This is a genomic window from Streptomyces geranii, assembly GCF_002954775.1.
Classification (GTDB): Bacteria; Actinomycetota; Actinomycetes; order Streptomycetales; family Streptomycetaceae; genus Streptomyces; species Streptomyces geranii.
Genome location: NZ_KZ672953.1, coordinates 1 through 17228, shown reverse-complemented (window position 1 = coordinate 17228; position 17228 = coordinate 1). Strand labels below are relative to the sequence as shown.

Annotated in this window: 15 protein-coding genes; 5 read left to right on the top strand and 10 right to left on the bottom strand. The window is 71.6% G+C overall.

Translation table 11 applies throughout. The features are described from left to right. Positions 1-52 precede the first annotated feature (52 nt). Both CW359_RS03495 and CW359_RS03490 read right to left on the bottom strand, forming a co-directional pair. Positions 53-655 (bottom strand): hypothetical protein, encoded by a 603-nt coding sequence (locus tag CW359_RS03495; RefSeq protein ID WP_232838208.1) that lies wholly within the window; start codon positions 653-655, stop codon positions 53-55. Positions 656-762: 107 nt separating this feature from the next. Next, complete coding sequence (locus tag CW359_RS03490; RefSeq protein ID WP_105968243.1) at positions 763-3033, bottom strand: ABC transporter family substrate-binding protein; 2271 nt, start codon at positions 3031-3033, stop codon at positions 763-765. 281 nt (positions 3034-3314) lie between these two features. Between CW359_RS03490 and CW359_RS03485 the strand changes: the two genes are divergently transcribed. Genes CW359_RS03485 through CW359_RS03470 form a run of 4 tightly spaced genes read left to right on the top strand, consistent with a single transcriptional unit; the run spans position 3315 to position 7169 of the window. Next, on the top strand, positions 3315-3605 hold the full coding sequence (locus CW359_RS03485) for a hypothetical protein (protein ID WP_105968242.1): 291 nt from the start codon (positions 3315-3317) through the stop codon (positions 3603-3605). Between the two features lie 20 nt (positions 3606-3625). Further along, entirely contained in the window at positions 3626-4468 is an 843-nt protein-coding gene (locus tag CW359_RS03480; protein WP_105968241.1) for a hypothetical protein, read from the top strand. Beyond that, on the top strand, positions 4468-6396 hold the full coding sequence (locus CW359_RS03475) for a fumarate reductase/succinate dehydrogenase flavoprotein subunit (protein ID WP_105968240.1): 1929 nt from the start codon (positions 4468-4470) through the stop codon (positions 6394-6396). The genes CW359_RS03480 and CW359_RS03475 overlap by 1 nt, the downstream gene beginning before the upstream one ends. Then, a complete protein-coding gene (locus CW359_RS03470; protein WP_105968239.1) occupies positions 6393-7169 on the top strand; it encodes a succinate dehydrogenase/fumarate reductase iron-sulfur subunit in 777 nt (258 codons plus the stop codon). The genes CW359_RS03475 and CW359_RS03470 overlap by 4 nt, the downstream gene beginning before the upstream one ends. Here CW359_RS03470 and CW359_RS03465 read toward each other — a convergent pair. After that, the gene (locus CW359_RS03465; protein WP_105968238.1) at positions 7144-8169 is read right to left on the bottom strand and encodes a phosphotransferase family protein; all 1026 of its coding nucleotides are present in this window, start codon (positions 8167-8169) and stop codon (positions 7144-7146) included. The genes CW359_RS03470 and CW359_RS03465 overlap by 26 nt on opposite strands. Beyond that, positions 8166-8471, bottom strand: a complete 306-nt coding sequence (locus CW359_RS03460; protein ID WP_105968237.1) for a hypothetical protein — start codon at positions 8469-8471, stop codon at positions 8166-8168. Before CW359_RS03460 ends, CW359_RS03465 begins: the two co-directional genes overlap by 4 nt. Before the next feature lie 110 nt (positions 8472-8581). On the opposite strand from CW359_RS03460, the gene CW359_RS03455 reads away from it, so the two are divergent. Then, positions 8582-10081: a coiled-coil domain-containing protein gene (locus tag CW359_RS03455; RefSeq protein ID WP_105968236.1), complete on the top strand. Its 1500-nt coding sequence runs from the start codon at positions 8582-8584 to the stop codon at positions 10079-10081. Positions 10082-10252: 171 nt separating this feature from the next. On the opposite strand, the gene CW359_RS03450 is transcribed toward CW359_RS03455, so the two are convergent. The 6 genes from CW359_RS03450 to CW359_RS03425 all read right to left on the bottom strand — a co-directional run bounded on the left by CW359_RS03450 (position 10253) and on the right by CW359_RS03425 (position 16997). Continuing rightward, positions 10253-12991 carry a SpoIIE family protein phosphatase gene (locus CW359_RS03450; protein ID WP_105968235.1) on the bottom strand — a complete coding sequence of 913 codons (2739 nt, stop codon included), beginning with the start codon at positions 12989-12991 and terminating at the stop codon, positions 10253-10255. Between the two features lie 308 nt (positions 12992-13299). After that, complete coding sequence (locus CW359_RS03445; protein ID WP_232838207.1) at positions 13300-13707, bottom strand: ATP-binding protein; 408 nt, start codon at positions 13705-13707, stop codon at positions 13300-13302. Positions 13708-13864: 157 nt separating this feature from the next. Then, positions 13865-14287, bottom strand: a complete 423-nt coding sequence (locus CW359_RS03440; RefSeq protein ID WP_105968233.1) for a (deoxy)nucleoside triphosphate pyrophosphohydrolase — start codon at positions 14285-14287, stop codon at positions 13865-13867. Positions 14288-14402: 115 nt separating this feature from the next. Beyond that, positions 14403-14585: an SPOR domain-containing protein gene (locus CW359_RS03435; RefSeq protein WP_105968232.1), complete on the bottom strand. Its 183-nt coding sequence runs from the start codon at positions 14583-14585 to the stop codon at positions 14403-14405. A 347-nt stretch (positions 14586-14932) separates the two neighbouring features. Continuing rightward, positions 14933-15685, bottom strand: a complete 753-nt coding sequence (locus tag CW359_RS03430) for a GntR family transcriptional regulator (protein WP_105968231.1) — start codon at positions 15683-15685, stop codon at positions 14933-14935. A 142-nt stretch (positions 15686-15827) separates the two neighbouring features. Next, positions 15828-16997, bottom strand: coding sequence for a DUF4190 domain-containing protein (locus CW359_RS03425; protein WP_232838206.1), 1170 nt, complete (start codon positions 16995-16997; stop codon positions 15828-15830). Positions 16998-17228: the final 231 nt, after the last annotated feature.

Genomic DNA, 17228 nt, shown 5'->3' with positions numbered 1-17228 from the left:
GGCGTACGGGGAAGGGGCCTCCGCAGGGCCTTTCCGGCGGTCGCGGAAGCGGTCAGGAACCGGCCACGGCACGGGATCCGGCAGGGCAGAGCCGCAGCGCCGCGACCCGGGCTGCGGCCCCCTCCGCGGGCGATGAACAGGGCAGGAACCCGCCGCCGTAGGTGTCCCAGGTGTGCACGTGCCCGTGGACCGGCTCGTTCAGCCCGCAGGTGTATGTGAAGTCGGCCTCGACCAGGTTGATCGACTCCCAGGTGTAGTACGCCTGTCGGGGCTCACCGGTTTCGTAGTAGAGATCCGTCTCCTCCTGCCCGGCGGTATCGGACGGCCCCGCGAGCGGGTCGTCCGTCTTCAGGTGCGCGCCAAGCGCCTTGATCACCCGGGCCGGGGCGACGCCCTCGGGGACGCCGGTCACCGTGGGCCGCTGGACGGTGCCGGAGACGGGTTCGACGGTGCCCTGGTAGGCGCCGTCCGTGTACGTGAGCCGGTCGGGCAGCCCGGTCAGCAGTTCCACGTGCCGGATGCCGGACCAGGTGTAGGTCCCGTACGCGCAGATCGTGGCCGCCCCGGCGGCGGAGCTGCCGTCGTCGGTGGCCACGGCTCCGCAGCCGGCCGTCCCCAGCATCAGTGCCGTGATCCCCGCGGCCCAGGCCCGCATGGCCGCCCCCGTTCCCCCGTACGACGGCTGCCGCCCCGCGAGTCTCCGCGGGGCGGCAGCCGTGCTGATCGTCTCTGCGGGGAGGGTACCTCCCGGTGCTGTGCGGGCTACTCCTTCGGGGAACCGGAGGAACGGGAGGAACCGGCCGCCGGTGCCGGCTTCTTCAGGAAGCCCATGTCCTCGTAGACCGGTGTCTGGAAGCCGAAGGCGCCCAGGTTGGCGGTGGTCTTGCGGGTCGCGATCAGTTGGGGGCGCTGGAAGAGGGGGATGGAGCCGCCCGACGCCCAGATGCGGGCGTCCGCCTTGCGCACCAGGGACGCCGACCTGCTCTCGTCCAGGGTCGCGATGGCCTGGTCGAAGAGCTGGTCGACCTGGTCGGTGCCGACGCGGGTGTAGTTCTGCTCGACGTTGAGCGAACCGTCGGCCGCGGGCACCGGCTTGGCGTAGATCGGGCGGGCGTCGGTGGCCGGGAAGGCGGAGGCGGGCCACGAGTACAGGGCCAGGTCGTACTGGCCCGAGGCGATGTGGTCCTTGAAGTAGCTGTCGTCGGACACCTTGGTGACGGCGGTGCGGATGCCGACCCGGTCCAGCATGCGCGTGATCCGGTCGCCCACCGCCCGCAGGGTGGCCGAGCCCGGTCCCGAGGGCAGGACGAACCGCAGGGTCAGCGGCTTGCCGTCCTTGGCGAGGGCCCCGGCAGCCGCACCGGCGGGAGCCGGCGTGCCCTTGGGGGCGTAGGCACCGGCGGGGGCGCCGCCCTGGTCCGGGTGCTTGTGGAGGGACTGCTTGCCGTCCTGGGCGAGGTTCTTCTTGCCCGACCCGTCCCGGTGGTCCTGGGGGTCCTGGTGGTCCTCGCGGACGGGCTCGGCGTACGGCTTGTCGTCGTCACCGACGACGTAGGTGCCGTCCTCGGCATCGGCGCTCTTGCCGGCCTTCGGGGATGCCTCGGGGGAGGCCGACTTGTCACCGGCCTTCTTTCCCTCTCCCCCGGCGACCTTCTCGCCGTCCTTCTTCCGCTGCTCGCCGAGCGGACCGCCCTGCACCCAGCCCGCGTCCGCGAGGAGTGCCTCGGCCTCGTCGGTGTTCTGGCCGCCGAGGGCGCCGCTGTTGTCGGCGTAGGCGGCCTGGCCGGAGAGCGCGAGGTGGCTGCCGACGGGTACGGCGGGCAGCCCGAGCGGCTTCAGCACCAGCCCGGCGAGCGCCTTGCGGTCCAGTGCGCGGGCCACCGCACGCCGCACCCGCTCGTCGGCGAGGGGGCCGTCGGCGCCGTTGAGGGCGAGCTGGGTGTAGGCCGGTTCGAGGGACTTGCGCACCTCGAACCCGCGCAACGACTCCTGCTGTTCGGCGTACTTGGCGCTCGCCTCCCGCTCCTTGCGGCGCGCGAGGGTCTCCTCGTCGGCGGCCTCCTCGTCGGAGCCGTGCGCGAGGGCCCAGGACCGCAGGGCGCGGCTCGGGGTGAGCGCGGCGCCGGGGCCCTGGAGCGGGGTCGACTTGCCGCGCGCGGCGAGCACGATCCGCTCGGCCTCGGCGGGGTCGACCTCGGCGACGTCGACCTTCCCGGCGGCGAGCGCCCAGGCGCGCTTGTCGCGCGGTACGGCGTGCAGCACGATGCCGTCGAGCCGGGGGGTGCGCCCCCACCAGCGCGGGTTGCGCACGAGGACGACGTCGCCGTCCGCCTTGGCGACCTTCTTGAGGGCGAAGGGCCCGGCGGTGACCTTGAGCTTCTTCCGCGCGCCGTCGTTGAAGGAGTCCGGGGTCCCCATGACCTCCTTCGGGTACAGCGGCGAGAAGAGCGACTTCCAGTCGGCGTAGGGGCGGCTGAAGGTGACCCTGACCTCAAGGTCGTTCGCCCCGCGCTGCACCTTCTCGATGCGGTCGTACCCGGCGTTGCGGGCGGTCCAGTAGGCGGAGTCCTTGCCGGACAGCGCACGCCACTGGGCGGCGAAGTCGGCGGCGCCGATCTCCCTGCCGTCGCTCCAGACGGCCTGCTGGTTCAGCTTGTAGAGGACCACCTGGCGGGGCTCGGTGTCGACGACCTTCGCGGACTCCAGGAAGTCGGCGTTGCGCTGCGGACGCCCGTTCGCGTCGAGCCGGTACATCGAGGGCAGCACGGCCTGCGCGATCCGGGTGGTCGTCGCGTCGGCGTCCGCCTGGAAGGTGTTGAGGGTCTCCGGTACGGAGTCCACGGCCCAGCGCAGGGTGCCGCCGTCGGCGAGCAGGGCGCGGTCGGCGGGCGCGATGTCCTGCCCGGCGAGGGGCTCGCTCGCGTGGTCCTCGTCACCGCCGCACGCGGTGAGCAGGGTCACGGCGAGAGCGCCGGCGGTGAGGAAGGCGACCGAGCGCGTGACCGCGCGCAGTCCGACGCCGTGGTGGGACATCAGGTCTACCTCCGGTGGCGTGATATGCCGTTGATCAGATGTACGGCCACTGAAGAGGAAAGGGTTCGGCAGCGGAGGGAGACACGGCGGCGGGGCTCCCGAAGCCCAACCGTTTGGCGGAACGCGGAGGGCGTGCGCCGCGCCCGGGCACACCCCCGCGCACCCCCCTCCCCCAGCCAATCCATGCACACCGCTTCCCACCGGCCGGTGTGACGCGCAACACTCTCAGGCGCATGAACGTCTCCGTCCAGGGCCCGACCGCCCGGAAGTGAGGTCACGTCATGTCCGTGCACGACGAACTGACGTCAGTACAGCGCTGCCTCGACGACCTGCTCCGCTCGATGGGCCGTCTGGAACAGCAACTCGGCAAGGGCGGCCTGGAAATGCGCCGTCTCCGCAGCGACGCCGACCACCTGCGCGAAAGCCTCGCGTTGCTCCGCGAGGCCGCCCCCGCGCTCGTCCAGCCCCGGCGCCCCGATCTCGTGACGATCCCTGACACCCCGTACGACAACACCCTGTGGACGGACTCGGACGACGAAGGACTCGGCGCCCGCGACCGTCACGCCCCCTGAGAATCCGACCGGAGTTCTCCTTGGCCACTGATACCGGTACCGACAGCGATACCGACCCCGACCCTGATGAGCGCGGCGGCGTACGGACCCGTACGCGCGCCGCCATCGACGCCCCGCATCTGCGGACCGACCGCTGGTGGCTGGCGCCCGCCGCGACGGCCGCCGGTCTGCTGGCGTTCATCGTCTACTCGACCTGGCGCGCGTTCGCGAACGCCGACTACTACGCCGCCCCCTACGTCTCGCCGTTCTACTCGCCCTGTCTGGCGGACAACTGCGCCCCGATGCGGAACGGCCCCAACGCCGACCTCTTCGGCAGCTGGTGGGGCATCTCCCCCGCGATCATCATCCTGGTCTTCCCGCTGGGCTTCCGCCTGACCTGCTACTACTACCGCAAGGCCTACTACCGCGGCTTCTGGGCCTCCCCGCCCGCCTGCGCGGTGGCGGAACCGCACAAGAAGTACACCGGCGAGACCCGCTTCCCGCTGGTCTTCCAGAACCTGCACCGGTACTTCTTCTACGCGGCCCTGCTGGTCGCGGGCATCCTGACCTACGACACGGTGCTCTCCTTCCGCGACGAGCACTACAACTGGGGCCACATGGGCCTGGGTTCGCTGGTCTTCCTGCTCAACATCACGCTGATCTGGGCGTACACGCTCTCCTGCCACTCCTGCCGGCACATCGTCGGCGGCAAGCTCAAGCACTTCTCCAAGCATCCCGTCCGCTACCGCGCCTGGCAGTGGGTCGGAAAGCTGAACGCCCGTCATATGCAGCTCGCCTGGGCGTCGTTGGTGAGCGTCGGGCTCGCCGACTTCTACGTGTACCTGGTCGCCTCCGGCGCTTTCGATGATCCGAGGTTCTTCTGATGTCTGTCGTCGACCGGCAGGAATGGGACGTGGTCGTGGTCGGCGCGGGCGGCGCGGGTTTGCGCGCCGCCATCGAGGCCCGCGAGCGCGGCGCCCGTACGGCGGTGATCTGCAAGTCCCTCTTCGGCAAGGCCCACACGGTGATGGCCGAGGGCGGGATCGCCGCCGCGATGGCCAACGTGAACAGCCACGACAACTGGCAGGTCCACTTCCGCGACACCATGCGCGGCGGCAAGTTCCTCAACCAGTGGCGGATGGCCGAGCTGCACGCGAGGGAAGCCCCGGACCGGGTCTGGGAGTTGGAGACCTGGGGCGCCCTCTTCGACCGTACGAAGGACGGCCGGATATCCCAGCGCAACTTCGGCGGCCACGAGTACCCGCGCCTCGCCCACGTCGGCGACCGCACCGGCCTGGAGCTGATCCGCACCCTCCAGCAGAAGATCGTCTCCCTCCAGCAGGAGGACAAGAAGGAGACCGGCGACTACGAGTCCCGCCTGAAGGTCTTCCAGGAGTGCACGGTCACCCGCGTGTTGAAGGACGGCAGCCGGGTCTCGGGCGTCTTCGCCTACGAGCGTGAGACGGGCCGTTTCTTCGTCCTGGAAGCCCCTTCCGTCGTGATCGCGACCGGCGGGATCGGCAAGTCCTTCAAGGTGACGTCGAACTCGTGGGAGTACACGGGCGACGGCCACGCGCTGGCCCTGCTCGCCGGGGCGCCGCTGCTGAACATGGAGTTCGTGCAGTTCCACCCGACGGGCATGGTCTGGCCGCCGTCGGTCAAGGGCATCCTCGTCACGGAGTCGGTGCGCGGCGACGGGGGCGTCCTGCGCAACTCCGAGGGCAAACGCTTCATGTTCGACTACGTCCCGGACGTCTTCAAGGAGAAGTACGCCGAGTCGGAGGCCGAGGGCGACCGCTGGTACGAGGACCCGGACCACAACCGCAGGCCCCCCGAACTGCTCCCCCGCGACGAGGTGGCCCGCGCGATCAACTCGGAGGTGAAGGCGGGCCGTGGCACCCCGCACGGCGGCGTCTTCCTCGACGTGTCGACGCGCATGCCCGCCGACGTCATCCGGCGCCGACTGCCGTCCATGTACCACCAGTTCAAGGAGCTGGCGGACGTCGACATCACCGCCGAGGCGATGGAGGTCGGGCCCACCTGTCACTACGTGATGGGCGGCATCGCGGTCGAGTCCGACACCGCCGCGGCACGCAACGTACAGGGCCTGTTCGCGGCCGGTGAGGTCGCGGGCGGGATGCACGGCTCCAACCGGCTCGGCGGCAACTCCCTCTCCGACCTGCTGGTGTTCGGCCGCCGCGCGGGACTGCACGCGGCCGAGTACGCGAACACGCTCGCCGCCCGGCCGACGGTGGACGAGGTCCAGATCGACACGGCGGCGGCGGAGGCCCTGCGGCCCTTCTCGGCGGAGGGCACGGAGGCTTCGGCAGGGCCCCCGGAGAACCCGTACACCCTGCACCAGGAGCTCCAGCAGGCCATGAACGACCTCGTCGGCATCATCCGCCGCGAGGGCGAGATGGAACAGGCCCTGGAGAAGCTCGCCGATCTGCGGGTACGGGCCTGGCGGGCCGGGGTCGAGGGGCACCGGCAGTTCAACCCCGGCTGGCATCTCTCGCTGGACCTGCGGAACATGCTGCTGGTCAGCGAGTGCGTGGCGCGGGCCGCGCTGGAACGCCGTGAGTCGCGCGGCGGCCACACCCGGGAGGACCATCCGGCGATGGATCGCGAGTGGCGCCGTGTCAACCTGCTGTGCGCGCTGACCGATCCGGCGGGGCAGAAGGCCACGGACCCGGCGAGCGGCCAGATCGACCTGACCCGTGAGACCACCGAACCCATCCGCGCCGACCTGCTCGCCCTCTTCGAGAAGGAGGAGCTGGTCAAGTACCTCGCCGAAGAGGAGCTGTACGAATGAGCGGCTACACGGCCCACTTCAAGGTGTGGCGCGGGGATGTGAAGGGCGGTGGCCTGGAGGACTTCAAGGTCGACGTCAACGAGGGCGAGGTGGTTCTGGACATCATTCACCGGCTCCAGGCCACCCAGGCCCCCGATCTCGCCGTCCGCTGGAACTGCAAGGCGGGCAAGTGCGGTTCGTGCTCGGCGGAGATCAACGGGCGGCCCCGGCTGCTGTGCATGACCCGGATGTCGGTGTTCACGCCCGAGGAGACGATCACCGTCACACCGCTGCGGGCCTTCCCGGTGATCCGCGACCTGGTCACGGACGTGGGCTTCAACTACACGAAGGCCCGCGAGGTGCCGTCCTTCGTGCCGCCCGCCGACCTGGCCCCCGGCGAGTACCGGATGATGCAGGAGGACGTGGACCGGTCGCAGGAGTTCCGCAAGTGCATCGAGTGCTTCCTGTGCCAGGACACCTGCCATGTGGTCCGTGACCACGAGGAGAACAAGTCCGCCTTCGCCGGGCCGCGTTTCCTGATGCGGGTCGCCGAACTCGACATGCACCCGCTGGACGCGGCGGAGGCGAGCGGCCTCGACCGCAAGCGCACGGCCCAGGAGGAACACGGCCTGGGCTACTGCAACATCACCAAGTGCTGCAGCGAGGTGTGCCCGGAGGGCATCCACATCACGGACAACGCGCTGATCCCCTTGAAAGAGCGGGCAGTTGACCGCAAGTACGACCCGCTGGTGTGGCTGGGCTCGAAGATCAGGAGGCGTGGCGCGGACTCATGAGCAGGCTGAGCACCTGTTCGAGGCTGTGCTCGGCGATCCCGCGCATGAAGGCGGGGTCGGGGAACGCACCCACGTCAAGGAGCCGCAGCGGGCCGGTGACCAGGGAGAGGTGCATGGCTAGCCGGTAGAGGCGCAGACGGTTCGGGTCGAGGTCAGGGGCGGCGAGAGCCCCGTACAGCGTCCCGAACCGCTGGCGCAGGAACACGTGCTCCCACTCCGCGTCGAAGTACAGCAGGCCCTCGATGTCGATGAGCGCCGGTTCGCCGTCCGGGGTCACCAGGACGTGGTCGGGGCCGAGTTCGCCGTGGACGAGGGGGAGCGGGCCGGTGCGGGGGCGGACCTCGGCCGCCAAGTGCCGTACGAGGGCGGCCAGTTCGCCGTGCAGGGCGGCGGCTCGTGGCTGTCGTACGACGAGGTCGTCGAGGTCGTGCAGCGCGCGGTCGGTGATGATCCGCTCGCACGAACTCCCGTACGACACCCCGCCCTTGTCGACCAGGCCGACCTTGCCGAGGCGGGGTCCGGTGGTGGCGTGCAGGACGCCGAGGAGGTCGCCGAGCCGGTCCAGGACGCGGGTGCCGGTCTCCGGGTCGCGCTCCAGGAGGGTCTCCAGGTCGCCGCCGCCCGGGTGGCCCCTTACGTCCTCGACGACTGCCGCGTCCGCCGGGAGGTGGGTGCGGTCGGGGTCGGCGTACAGGAGGCGCGGGGTGCGGACGCCGACGGTGGCGAGGCGGTCGTGGCAGGTCGTGAAGAGGTCGAGGCCGGTGGCGTGGGCGAAGGGGTCGCGGTGGTCGACCGGGCCCGCGTCCCAGAGGTCCTCGTCCGGCGACCAGACGTACGCGATCGCCGTCGTACCGTCGTCGAGGGCGAGCCGGTAGACGCCCTTCTTGCTGCCGCCGCGCAGCCGGGTGACCCCGGCGAGGCGCCGGGACGGGCCGAGGGCGGCGCGGGTGAGGGGGGCGAGGTCGGTGGTGGTGAGCGGTCTGCGGGGCGTGGTGGTCACGTGTCGAGGGGCGGGCGGGTGGCGAGCAGCTGGAACCAGAAGCCCGCGATCATCAGCAGCACGCAGGCCAGGGGGACGGCGGTTTCGAGGATCGGCGAGCCGCCGAGCACGTCCCAGACCCCGTACGTCGTCTGCGCGGCGAGGCCGGCACTGGTGAACATCGCTCCGTAGCCCCACATCGCGGGGCGCACGCAACGGCGCCGCAGCCAGGGCAGAAGCCGGCCGGTTCGCACAGCCACCCCACCGCTCACGAACAGACTGCCCGCGATCAGCACCACAGCCACCGACAGGTACCCGTGCATCCCCGCCCCCTTCGAACACGTATCCGCGAAACCCTACCCACTCTCCCTCTCCGGCCACTCCTGCCCCATCCCGGTCGCGGTAGCGCGATCACCCCCATACGCTCGCAAATGTGACGCCCTCCCGCTCCCGGGCCAGGCCGCTGCGAGCCGCCTCCCACATACCCGTGCGTCTGGCGCATGCCGCGCTGGGCGGGGCGATCGGCGTGATGTGGCTGGTGCTGCCCGGAGTGACGGCCGGGCACCAGGACCACGAGGTGACCGTGTCCGCGGCCGACAGCGCGCCCGCCGCGGCTCCGGAGGACGAGACCTCCAGCGGCGATCTGGTCCTGCCCCTCGTCGCGGCGGGCGCGGCGACCGCCGTGGCCGCGTACGGCTACACCCGCCGCAGACGCCGCAGCGGTACGGCGGCCCAGCCCGCCCCCGTGACGGACGGGACGGCGCCGCCCGCCCCCGAACTCGACCGGCAGGCCCGCAAGTCGCTGGTCACCACCGACGACTGCGTACGCACCAGCCGTGAGGAACTCGCTTTCGTGGAGGGCCTGTTCGGGACCGATGCGGTCGCGCCCTTCACGGCGGCCCTGCGATACGCGGAGGCCGAGCTGACGACCGCCTTCCAACTGCGCCAGACCTACGACGACAACCCGGCGGCGGCCTCCCGGGACACCCTCGACGAGATCGTCGCGCGGTGCGTGGACGCGGGCCGCCGCCTGGACGCGGAGGCCGCCGGTTTCGACCAACTCCGCGCGCTGGAACGGGACATGAGCGGCGCGCTCAGACACGCCGAGGTGCGCTTCCGGGAACTGACCGGCCGTACGGCGAGTGCCGGGGCGACCCTGACGGACCTGGCCGAGCGATACGCGCCCAGCGCGTCCCTCGCCGCCGCCGGAAACGTCGAACAGGCCAAGGACAGACTGGTGTTCGCCACGACCGGCCTCAACAGGGCCCGCCAGTACGCCGACACGGGCGAGACGGACAAGGCCGTACGGCAACTGCGGGCCGCCGAGGGCGCCATCGCCCAGGCCGAGGTCTTCGTGGACGGCGTCGACCGGCTCGCGTCCGCGCTGGCCGCCGCCGCGCAGGCACTGCCGGAGGCGCTGGACGAGGCGGAGGCGGCGGTCGTGGAGAGCACGGCTCCGGGGGTGGCCGCCGGCCCGCTGGCCGCCGTACGGGAAGAGGCCGCCGCCGGGCCCCACGACCCGCTGGAGGCGCTGCGCCGGGTCGCCGAGGTGTGTGCACCGCTCGGGTCGGTACCCGACGCCGTCCGCCTCGTCGCGCGCGCCGCCACCGCCGACGCGGACGGTGTCGTCGGCACCCACCGGGGCGCGGTGGGCGCCGAGGCCCGCACCCGGCTGGCGGAGGCCCGCCGACTGCTGGACCGGACCCCGGCGGAGGCCGACACGTTCGCCCGGCGGTCCCGGGAACTGGCCGAACAGGACATCCGCGCCCACGGCAACCCCTACGGAGGCCGCCCCGAACACACGAACGGCGTAGCCGGAGCGGTCCTCGGCGGCATCCTCCTGGGCGACCTCCCGGACGCCCAGGGCGAGGCCCTGACAGGCGGCGCCCCGGGCTCGTACGGCGGCCCGGCAACACGAGCAAGGCGAGGCTGACGCCCTGGAGGGCAGCGCCCCGAAAGGGGCGCTGCCCTCCAGGGGCGCGAGGAACTGCGCGACAAGCCCCCACCGACCGGCAGCCGCACAACAACCCACAGGGGCAGGACAGCAGGCGCCGACGCCCCGGTAAGAACTCTCCGTGAACTCCGTAAGAGCCCGTCCGTCAGATCAGAACAGGCTCAGCAACGCCTCCGCCGGGTCCGTGAGGACAGTCCCCGCGTCGGGCAGCGGCAGCTCGAACCACACCGTCTTCCCCCGGGGGGTCCTGCGGGAGCCCCACGCCGCGCTCAGGAGGCCGACCAACTGGAGGCCCCGCCCACCCTCGTCCGTGTCGCGCGCGCGACGCCGGCGCGGCTGGACGAGCCCCGCGTCCCAGACCTCGCACACCAGCATCCGGTCCAGGAGGAGGCGGAGCCTGATCTCGCCCTCGCCGTACCGCAAAGCGTTGGTGACCAGCTCGCTGACCAGCAACTCCGTGGTGTCGATGAGGGGTTCGAGGCCCCAGGCGGTGAGCTGGGTACGGGTGTGCTCACGCGCCCGGCCCACGCTGCGCGGCTCGCGCGGCAGGACCCAGTCGCCCACCGACTCGGCGGGCAGACCCTGTACACGTGCCATCAGCAGGGCGATGTCGTCCTCGCCGTGGTGGGTGTCGAGGGTGCTCAGGACGTGGTCGCAGACGTCCTCCAGCGGCTGCGAGGGGTCGCTGAGCGCGCCGACGAACGCTTGCAGGCCCTCGTCCAGCGGGTGGTCGCGCGATTCGACCAGTCCATCCGTGTAGAGCGCCAACAGCGAGCCTTCGGGTAGTTCGACCTCCACCTCCTCGAAGGGCTCCCCGCCGACGCCGAGCGGCATGCCCGGCGGGACGTCGAGCATCATCGCGTCCTCGCCCGGTTCGAGCAGGACCGGCGGCAGATGGCCCGCGTTGGCGAAGGTGCACCTGCGGGTCACCGAGTCGTAGACGGCGTAGATGCAGGTCGCGAGGTACACCTCGGAGAGGTCGGCGTCGCGGGGCTGGCGGGCGGTGCGGGTGGCCTGCTGGACGCCGCCGGGGGTGCCGAGGCCGCGCGCGATCTCGTCCAACGCCGACAGAACCTCCGCCGGTTCGAGGTCCAGGAGGGCCAGGGTGCGGACCGCCGTACGGAGTTCGCCCATCGCCACGGCTGCGCGCAGGCCCCGGCCCATCACGTCGCCGACCACCAACGCGGTGCGGTGTCCGGGGAGTTCGATGACGTCGAACCAGTCGCCGCCCACCTCGGTCGCCGCGTTACCGGGGAGGTAGCGGCAGGCGATGTCCAGGCCCGAGGCCTCCGGGTCGCCCGGGGGGAGCAGGGAGCGCTGGAGGATCAGGGCGCGTTCGTGCTCGCGCCGGTACAGGCGGGCGTTGTCGATACAGACAGCGGCCCGCGCCGCCAACTCCCAGGCCAGCGCCCGGTCCCGCTCCCCGAACGGCTCGCTGCCCTTCGTACGGGAGAACTGGGCGAGGCCGACGACGGTGTCGTGGGCGACCATCGGGACGGCCAGGGTGGACTGGATGGCGCCGTTGTCCTCGGCGGGGACGAGTTGCGGGCGGGCGGTGCGCAGGGCGTCCGCCCAGGGCGAGTTGAACGCGAAGTGGTGGACCGCGCCGACGGCGACGGGTGCCTTGCCGCTCGCGAAGGGCGCGTCGGAGACGGCGCTCGCGTAGGCGACGCGGCGCAGTTCGGCGCTGCCGTCGGCGAGCCCGGGCGGGGTCTCGTCGCCGGCCAGCAGCCCCTGGTACAGGTCGACGGTCGCGAGGTCGCAGAAGCCGGGGACGACGACGTCGAGGAGTTCGCGTGCGGTCGTCTCCAGGTCCAGGGAGTTCCCGATGCGGGAGCCTGCCTCGTTCAGAAGGGCGAGATTGCGCCGTGCCGCGGCGGCCTCGCGGGCGGCGGCGCGGCGGGCGGTGATGTCGAGGGCGAGCCAGGCGACACCGATGGGGCGGCCGGTGCCGCTGTGCACGCGATACAGGTTGACCGACCAGTGCCGGCGCTCGTCGGAACCGGGCACCAGGCCGGTGATGTGCATGTCGGTGATCGAGTCGCCGGTCTCCAGGACGCGACGGAGAGTCGCGGAGACCCGCTCGGCCTCGGGAGAGCGCAGGTAGTCGTAGACGCCACGTCCCCGGTGGTCGTCGACCGTGCCGCCGTAGATCGAGGCGAAGCGCTGGTTGGCGCGGCGGATGCGGAGGTCGGTGTCGATGAGCAGGAAGCCGAACGGAGATTGTCCGAATATCGCCTGCGAGGCGGCCAGGTCGGTCTCGATCTGACGCAGCGTCCGGACGTCGACGACGATGCAGACGGCGGCCTTCTCGCCCTCCTCGGTCCGCGTCGGCATCACATAGACCTCGGCGAGCCCCTCCCGGGGTCCCTCCGCGTCCGGCGCGGGCTCGCGGACCCGGAAGGGCACGACCCCGGTCCACTCGCGGCCGTCGAGGATCTCCGCCATCTTCCGCTGGCCGCGCTCACGCAGATCGGGGTCGATGAAGGCCTCGATGGGGTCCATGCCCACGGCCCGCGCGGCGGGGATGCCGAAGATCTTCTCGGCGCGCAGGCTCCACTGGTCGACGAGGCCGTCGGGGCCGATGGAGAACGACGCCACCTTGATGTAGTCGTAGATCGAGCCGGGTGGGCTGCTCTGCCACATGGGGTCACCTGTCACGTCACGCGCGTGGTCCAGCACGGTGTCACGTGTCGCGTCGCGCACCGGCCCGCCCATGGTGTCACGCGTGGTTTCACGTGTCGCATCGCGTATCGCGTCACCGTCGACCGGACCCCCGACGCCCGTCGCACGACGTGGCGCACCGGCCGCGGCATCACCCACGACACTCGCACTCGCGCCGCCCGACGGGTCCTTGGACTCCGTGGCCTTCGCTGGTATCTCGCTCACGCGAACCGTCCCCTCCAGCTCACCGCGTCCGGCACCGGTCACCGGGGGCGGCTGCCCGCAGTATCCAGCACTACGGCGCCCCACAACACGGTGTTCACGATCACGGGACGATCCCGATGCTTTTCGGACCGGCCCGCGACAACACTCCCAGTCTTCTAACCAGGGGAACACCGGTCGAACCCCGATCGACGACAACTGCCAGTGGCCTGAACCACATGGTCGACAGCGCGGGGGCGGACGTACAGGGGTTGTTCACCACGGCGCACGCACTGTCACCGTCCGTGCGCGGGGTTCATCCGGGCCAGGGTTCAGCCCGGCACCGACAGCTCGAACCACACCGTCTTGCCCGCGACGGCGGGGCGGGTGCCCCAGCGGCAGGCGGAGCCGGCGACCAGCTGGAGCCCCCGGCCACCCTCCTCGTCGGGCCGGGCGACGCGCTCGCAGGGCGGGTCGGGCAGCGGATCGGAGACCTCGACGAGGAGCGTGGCGGAGGTCTCGTCGGGCCGCACCAGGCGTACGCCGATGGGTCCCGTGGCGTGCCGCAGGGAGTTGGTGACCAGCTCGCTGACCAGCAGGGCGGCGATGTCGCCGAGGTCGTCGAGCCCCCAGCCGCGCAGCTGCCCGCGCACGACCGTACGGGCTCCGCGCACGGCGCCGGGCTCCGCGGGAAAGCTCCACTCGGCACAGTCGCCTTCGGTGTCGATCACGCCGATCACTTCCCAGCAGCGACCCACCCATGTCCGGCTTGATGGGGTGTCCGGTTTCGTGGGGTTAATGGGCACATACCCGATATTCGGCGCCGAGTACCGCCTCCGAGGGCGCACTGTGGCACGAACGGCGTAGGGAGCGCGCACACCGGGCGCCTCCCACGCCTCACGAGCCGCCCAGCCGGGCGACCGCCTCCCGGACCGCCGGTACGTCCTGATCCAGCCAGTCCACGTCCCAGACCTCGGCCGGGGTCAGCCAGCGCAGTTCGTCATGATCCTGGAGGGACTTGGGCTCGGGCGAACCGGCCGCCAGCCGCGCCGTCCAGACCTGGAGGACGTACGGCGCCCTGACGGGCCACTCCCCCGGGACGCGCTCGACGGGTTCCGCGTCCACGCCCAACTCCTCGCGCAGTTCGCGTACGAGGGCGTCCTCGGGAGCCTCGCCGGGTTCGACCTTGCCGCCGGGCAGTTCCCAGCGGCCGGCCAGCTCGGGGGGCGCGCTGCGGCGGGCGGCGAGGAGGTGTCCGTCGCGCAGCAGGGCGGCGCCGACCACGACGATCCGCGTGGCCGGCCGTGTCCGTTCGGTCATGGGCGGGAGCCTACGGGAGCGGGAGCCTACGGGAGCGGGGTCGTCCGGCCCGCCCGCCCGACCGTCCGGCCAGCCAACCTGCCCGCCGGCCTGCCGGGCCGCCGAGGCCGTCGGCTCACCTGGTTCCGTTCTGCCCGATCCGCTCGACCCAGTAGAGCTGTTTGTGGCCGCGGTCGTCGAGGCTGTCGGCGATCTTCTGGGCCTCCGCGCGGGTCGCGTACCTGCCCACGCGGTAGCGATTGCCGTTGTCGTCCTGCCTTATGACGAGCCAGGGAAGAGTGATCGTCCCGTCGCTCATGGAGCCCCTCCACTTCCCGCCCCCGGCTTGCGCCGCGCCCCGCCCGCTAAGGAAACCGCAATCCGCATATGCCCGAGCCTACGCCTAACCTTTACGCAGCGAACACGGAATTTCACAAAGAGGTACGCAACCGGCCAGCACTCAGGGGGCGCACGGCATCGAACGCGCCGTCGAAAGGGCATGGTGTGTCCGGTCAGCGGCACAACGCGCCCCGCCGCACCCCTCGGGGCGACCTGCGAGAACGGCCAGAATCCAACGGCCGGGCGGGCGGCGGCGGTTGGCGGCGGCAGGCGGGGCGGCGGTGCGGAGGGGGAGCGTTCGAAAGGTCAACCGCCCCCGCGTACGGGTTACTTCACGGGCAGGTGGTACGCCACCTGGTAGCGGTCCGCGGGGATCACGACGTCGGCCGTCTCGACCGGGCGCCCCGAGGCGTAGTACGTGCGGTGCACGACGAGCACCACGTGACCGGGGACGCCGCCCAGGGCCTGCAGTTCCTCGGCGAGGCCGGGGCGGGCGCCGACCTCCTCCGTCACGTTGTCCACGATCACGTCGATGGCCGCCATGCGCTCGACGACGCCCATGCCGCCGAGCGGGCCCTCCTCGGGCAGCATCACCGGCGTACGGCCGGTGACGGCGAGGGGCTCCCAGGAGGTGGACAGCATCATCACCTCGCCGGCGTCTCTGAAGACGTACTTCGTGCACATCACGCGGTCGCCGGGGAGCAGGGAGAGCCGCTCGGCGATGGCGCCGCCGGCGGCGGTCTGCGCGCTGCTGGACTCCCAGGTGCCGCGCGCCTCCGCGTCGGACTGCTCCTGCCGGAAGGGCGTCGCACCGCCGTGCGGCCGGAAGCCGGAGCGGGCGATACGGCGCGGCACGGGGCGCTCTCGCACATATGTGCCCGAGCCGGAGCGGCCCTCGACGAGCCCCTCGGCCATCAGCACCTTGCGCGCCTCCAGCGCGACGGTGTCCGAGACGCCGTACTCCTCCCGGATCCTGGCCTGGGAGGGGAGGCGGGTGTGCGGTGGCAGCGAACCGTCGACGATCTTCTGTCGCAGATCTCCCGCGACACGCAGGTAGGCCGGCTGCTCACCGAATGTCACGGGCCGCTCCCATCAGGTTGTACAGACAGCAACAGCCTGGCAACCATGGGTTGCGACATGCAAGCGAAGGCCAGGGAATCACTCGATGTGATGACTTACGGTGGCGGGGGCATACCGCGAACGGCTACCGCCGGGGCCGCCGTCACACCTGGATGTCGGCGTCCTCGCTGCCGCTCTCGCCGCTGTCGCCCTCGCCGCCGGTGCCCTCCGATTCGTACTCGGGACGGATCGTCTCAAGGCCCAGGGCCCTGCGCACGCTGACCGTGTGGTCGGGGTCGAGCAGGGTGTAGCCGGTGTCGTAGTGGTCGTAGAAGGTGTCCACGTCGGGGGCCACGGCCGCCTTGGCCCACTCCGTGCGGGCGCTGCGGAGTTCCTTCAGGAGGGCGTCGACGCGTGACGCGGCGGTGCCGGTGAACGGGTGTGCGGTGAGCAGCTCGATCTGCTCGTCGAGCGCGTCCGTGACCTGTCCCGCCCACGCCTTGTTCCCCGGCAGGTCGTCCTCGACGTACTCGTCCAAGGGCTCCGCGTCCATCGCCGTGTTGAGGACCTTGGCCGCCTTCAGGTACGCCAACTGGTCGGCGTTCAGGGTGGTCTCGTCCGCGCGCAGCGAGCCGGTGAGGGTGCCGTCCGTGTCGACGCTGCCGAACACGCAGGTGACCTCGCGGTCGCCGAGGCGCCAGCTCTGGCGGGTCGGAGTGAGGTAGTAGACGTCGACGTCCACGGGCACGGCCCAGGAGTCCATCGCGTAACTGTCCTCAAGGGCGTAGCACTTCTCGTCGGCGACCTCGGTGACGCGGTCGTCGCCCGGATAGGAGCCGGCGGGGAGCTGGAAGCCGGCGAAGACCTCGCCGTCGTGGGGGCGGGAGCAGGGGACGATGTCGACGTCGTACGCGTAACCCTCCAGAGAGCCGTCCAGGGAGTCGAAGCAGTCGCCCTTTTCGAGGGAGAAGGTGCTGTTGCTGTCCTCGGCGGCGTCCTTGAACCCGTCCCAGGCGGCGGAGAGGCCGCCGGTGCCGAGGAGTAGCGCCCAGAGGGCGAGCCCGAGGGTCGAGGCGACGGACCCGGCGATGGCCATGCCCTTGCCGCGCTCGCCGTTCTTGCGGATCTGGAGGAGGGCGATGACGCCGAGGACGAGGCCGACGGCGGGGATGAAGCAGAGGAGCCCGAGCGCGAGGGAGGCGATGGCGACGCCGTTGACCGGGGTGGGCTGGTTGTACGGGGAGTAGCCCTGGTTCCAGGTGGCGTAGGGGCCTTGGGCGTACAGGGGGTACTGGGGCGGCTGGCCGGGTCCAGGGGGCGGGGGTATGGCCACGAGCTGCGGGCTCCTCGTCGGGGTGGTGAGAACTGGCGTGCGACTTGGCGCATGGTAGGGGAGTTTCGCCCCCGCCGCCCCTACCCATTCCCGTCCCCGGGGGCTGCCGCCCCCGGACCCCCGCTTGTCCTCAAACGCCGGACGGGCTGACATACCCAGCCCGTCCGGCGGTTGAGGACGAGGCCGGTCAGGCCGCCAGCGGGGGTCTGGGGGCGCTGCCCCCAGAAGGAT

Bases quoted from the DNA above. Each gene is read 5' to 3' on its own strand.
- CW359_RS03470 (WP_105968239.1), top strand. From the start codon at position 6,393: ATGAGCGGCTACACGGCCCACTTCAAGGTGTGGCGCGGGGATGTGAAG.
- CW359_RS03490 (WP_105968243.1), bottom strand. From the start codon at position 3,033: ATGTCCCACCACGGCGTCGGACTGCGCGCGGTCACGCGCTCGGTCGCC.
- CW359_RS03495 (WP_232838208.1), bottom strand. From the start codon at position 655: ATGCGGGCCTGGGCCGCGGGGATCACGGCACTGATGCTGGGGACGGCC.
- CW359_RS03485 (WP_105968242.1), top strand. From the start codon at position 3,315: ATGTCCGTGCACGACGAACTGACGTCAGTACAGCGCTGCCTCGACGAC.
- CW359_RS03435 (WP_105968232.1), bottom strand. From the start codon at position 14,585: ATGAGCGACGGGACGATCACTCTTCCCTGGCTCGTCATAAGGCAGGAC.
- CW359_RS03440 (WP_105968233.1), bottom strand. From the start codon at position 14,287: ATGACCGAACGGACACGGCCGGCCACGCGGATCGTCGTGGTCGGCGCC.
- CW359_RS03460 (WP_105968237.1), bottom strand. From the start codon at position 8,471: ATGCACGGGTACCTGTCGGTGGCTGTGGTGCTGATCGCGGGCAGTCTG.
- CW359_RS03475 (WP_105968240.1), top strand. From the start codon at position 4,468: ATGTCTGTCGTCGACCGGCAGGAATGGGACGTGGTCGTGGTCGGCGCG.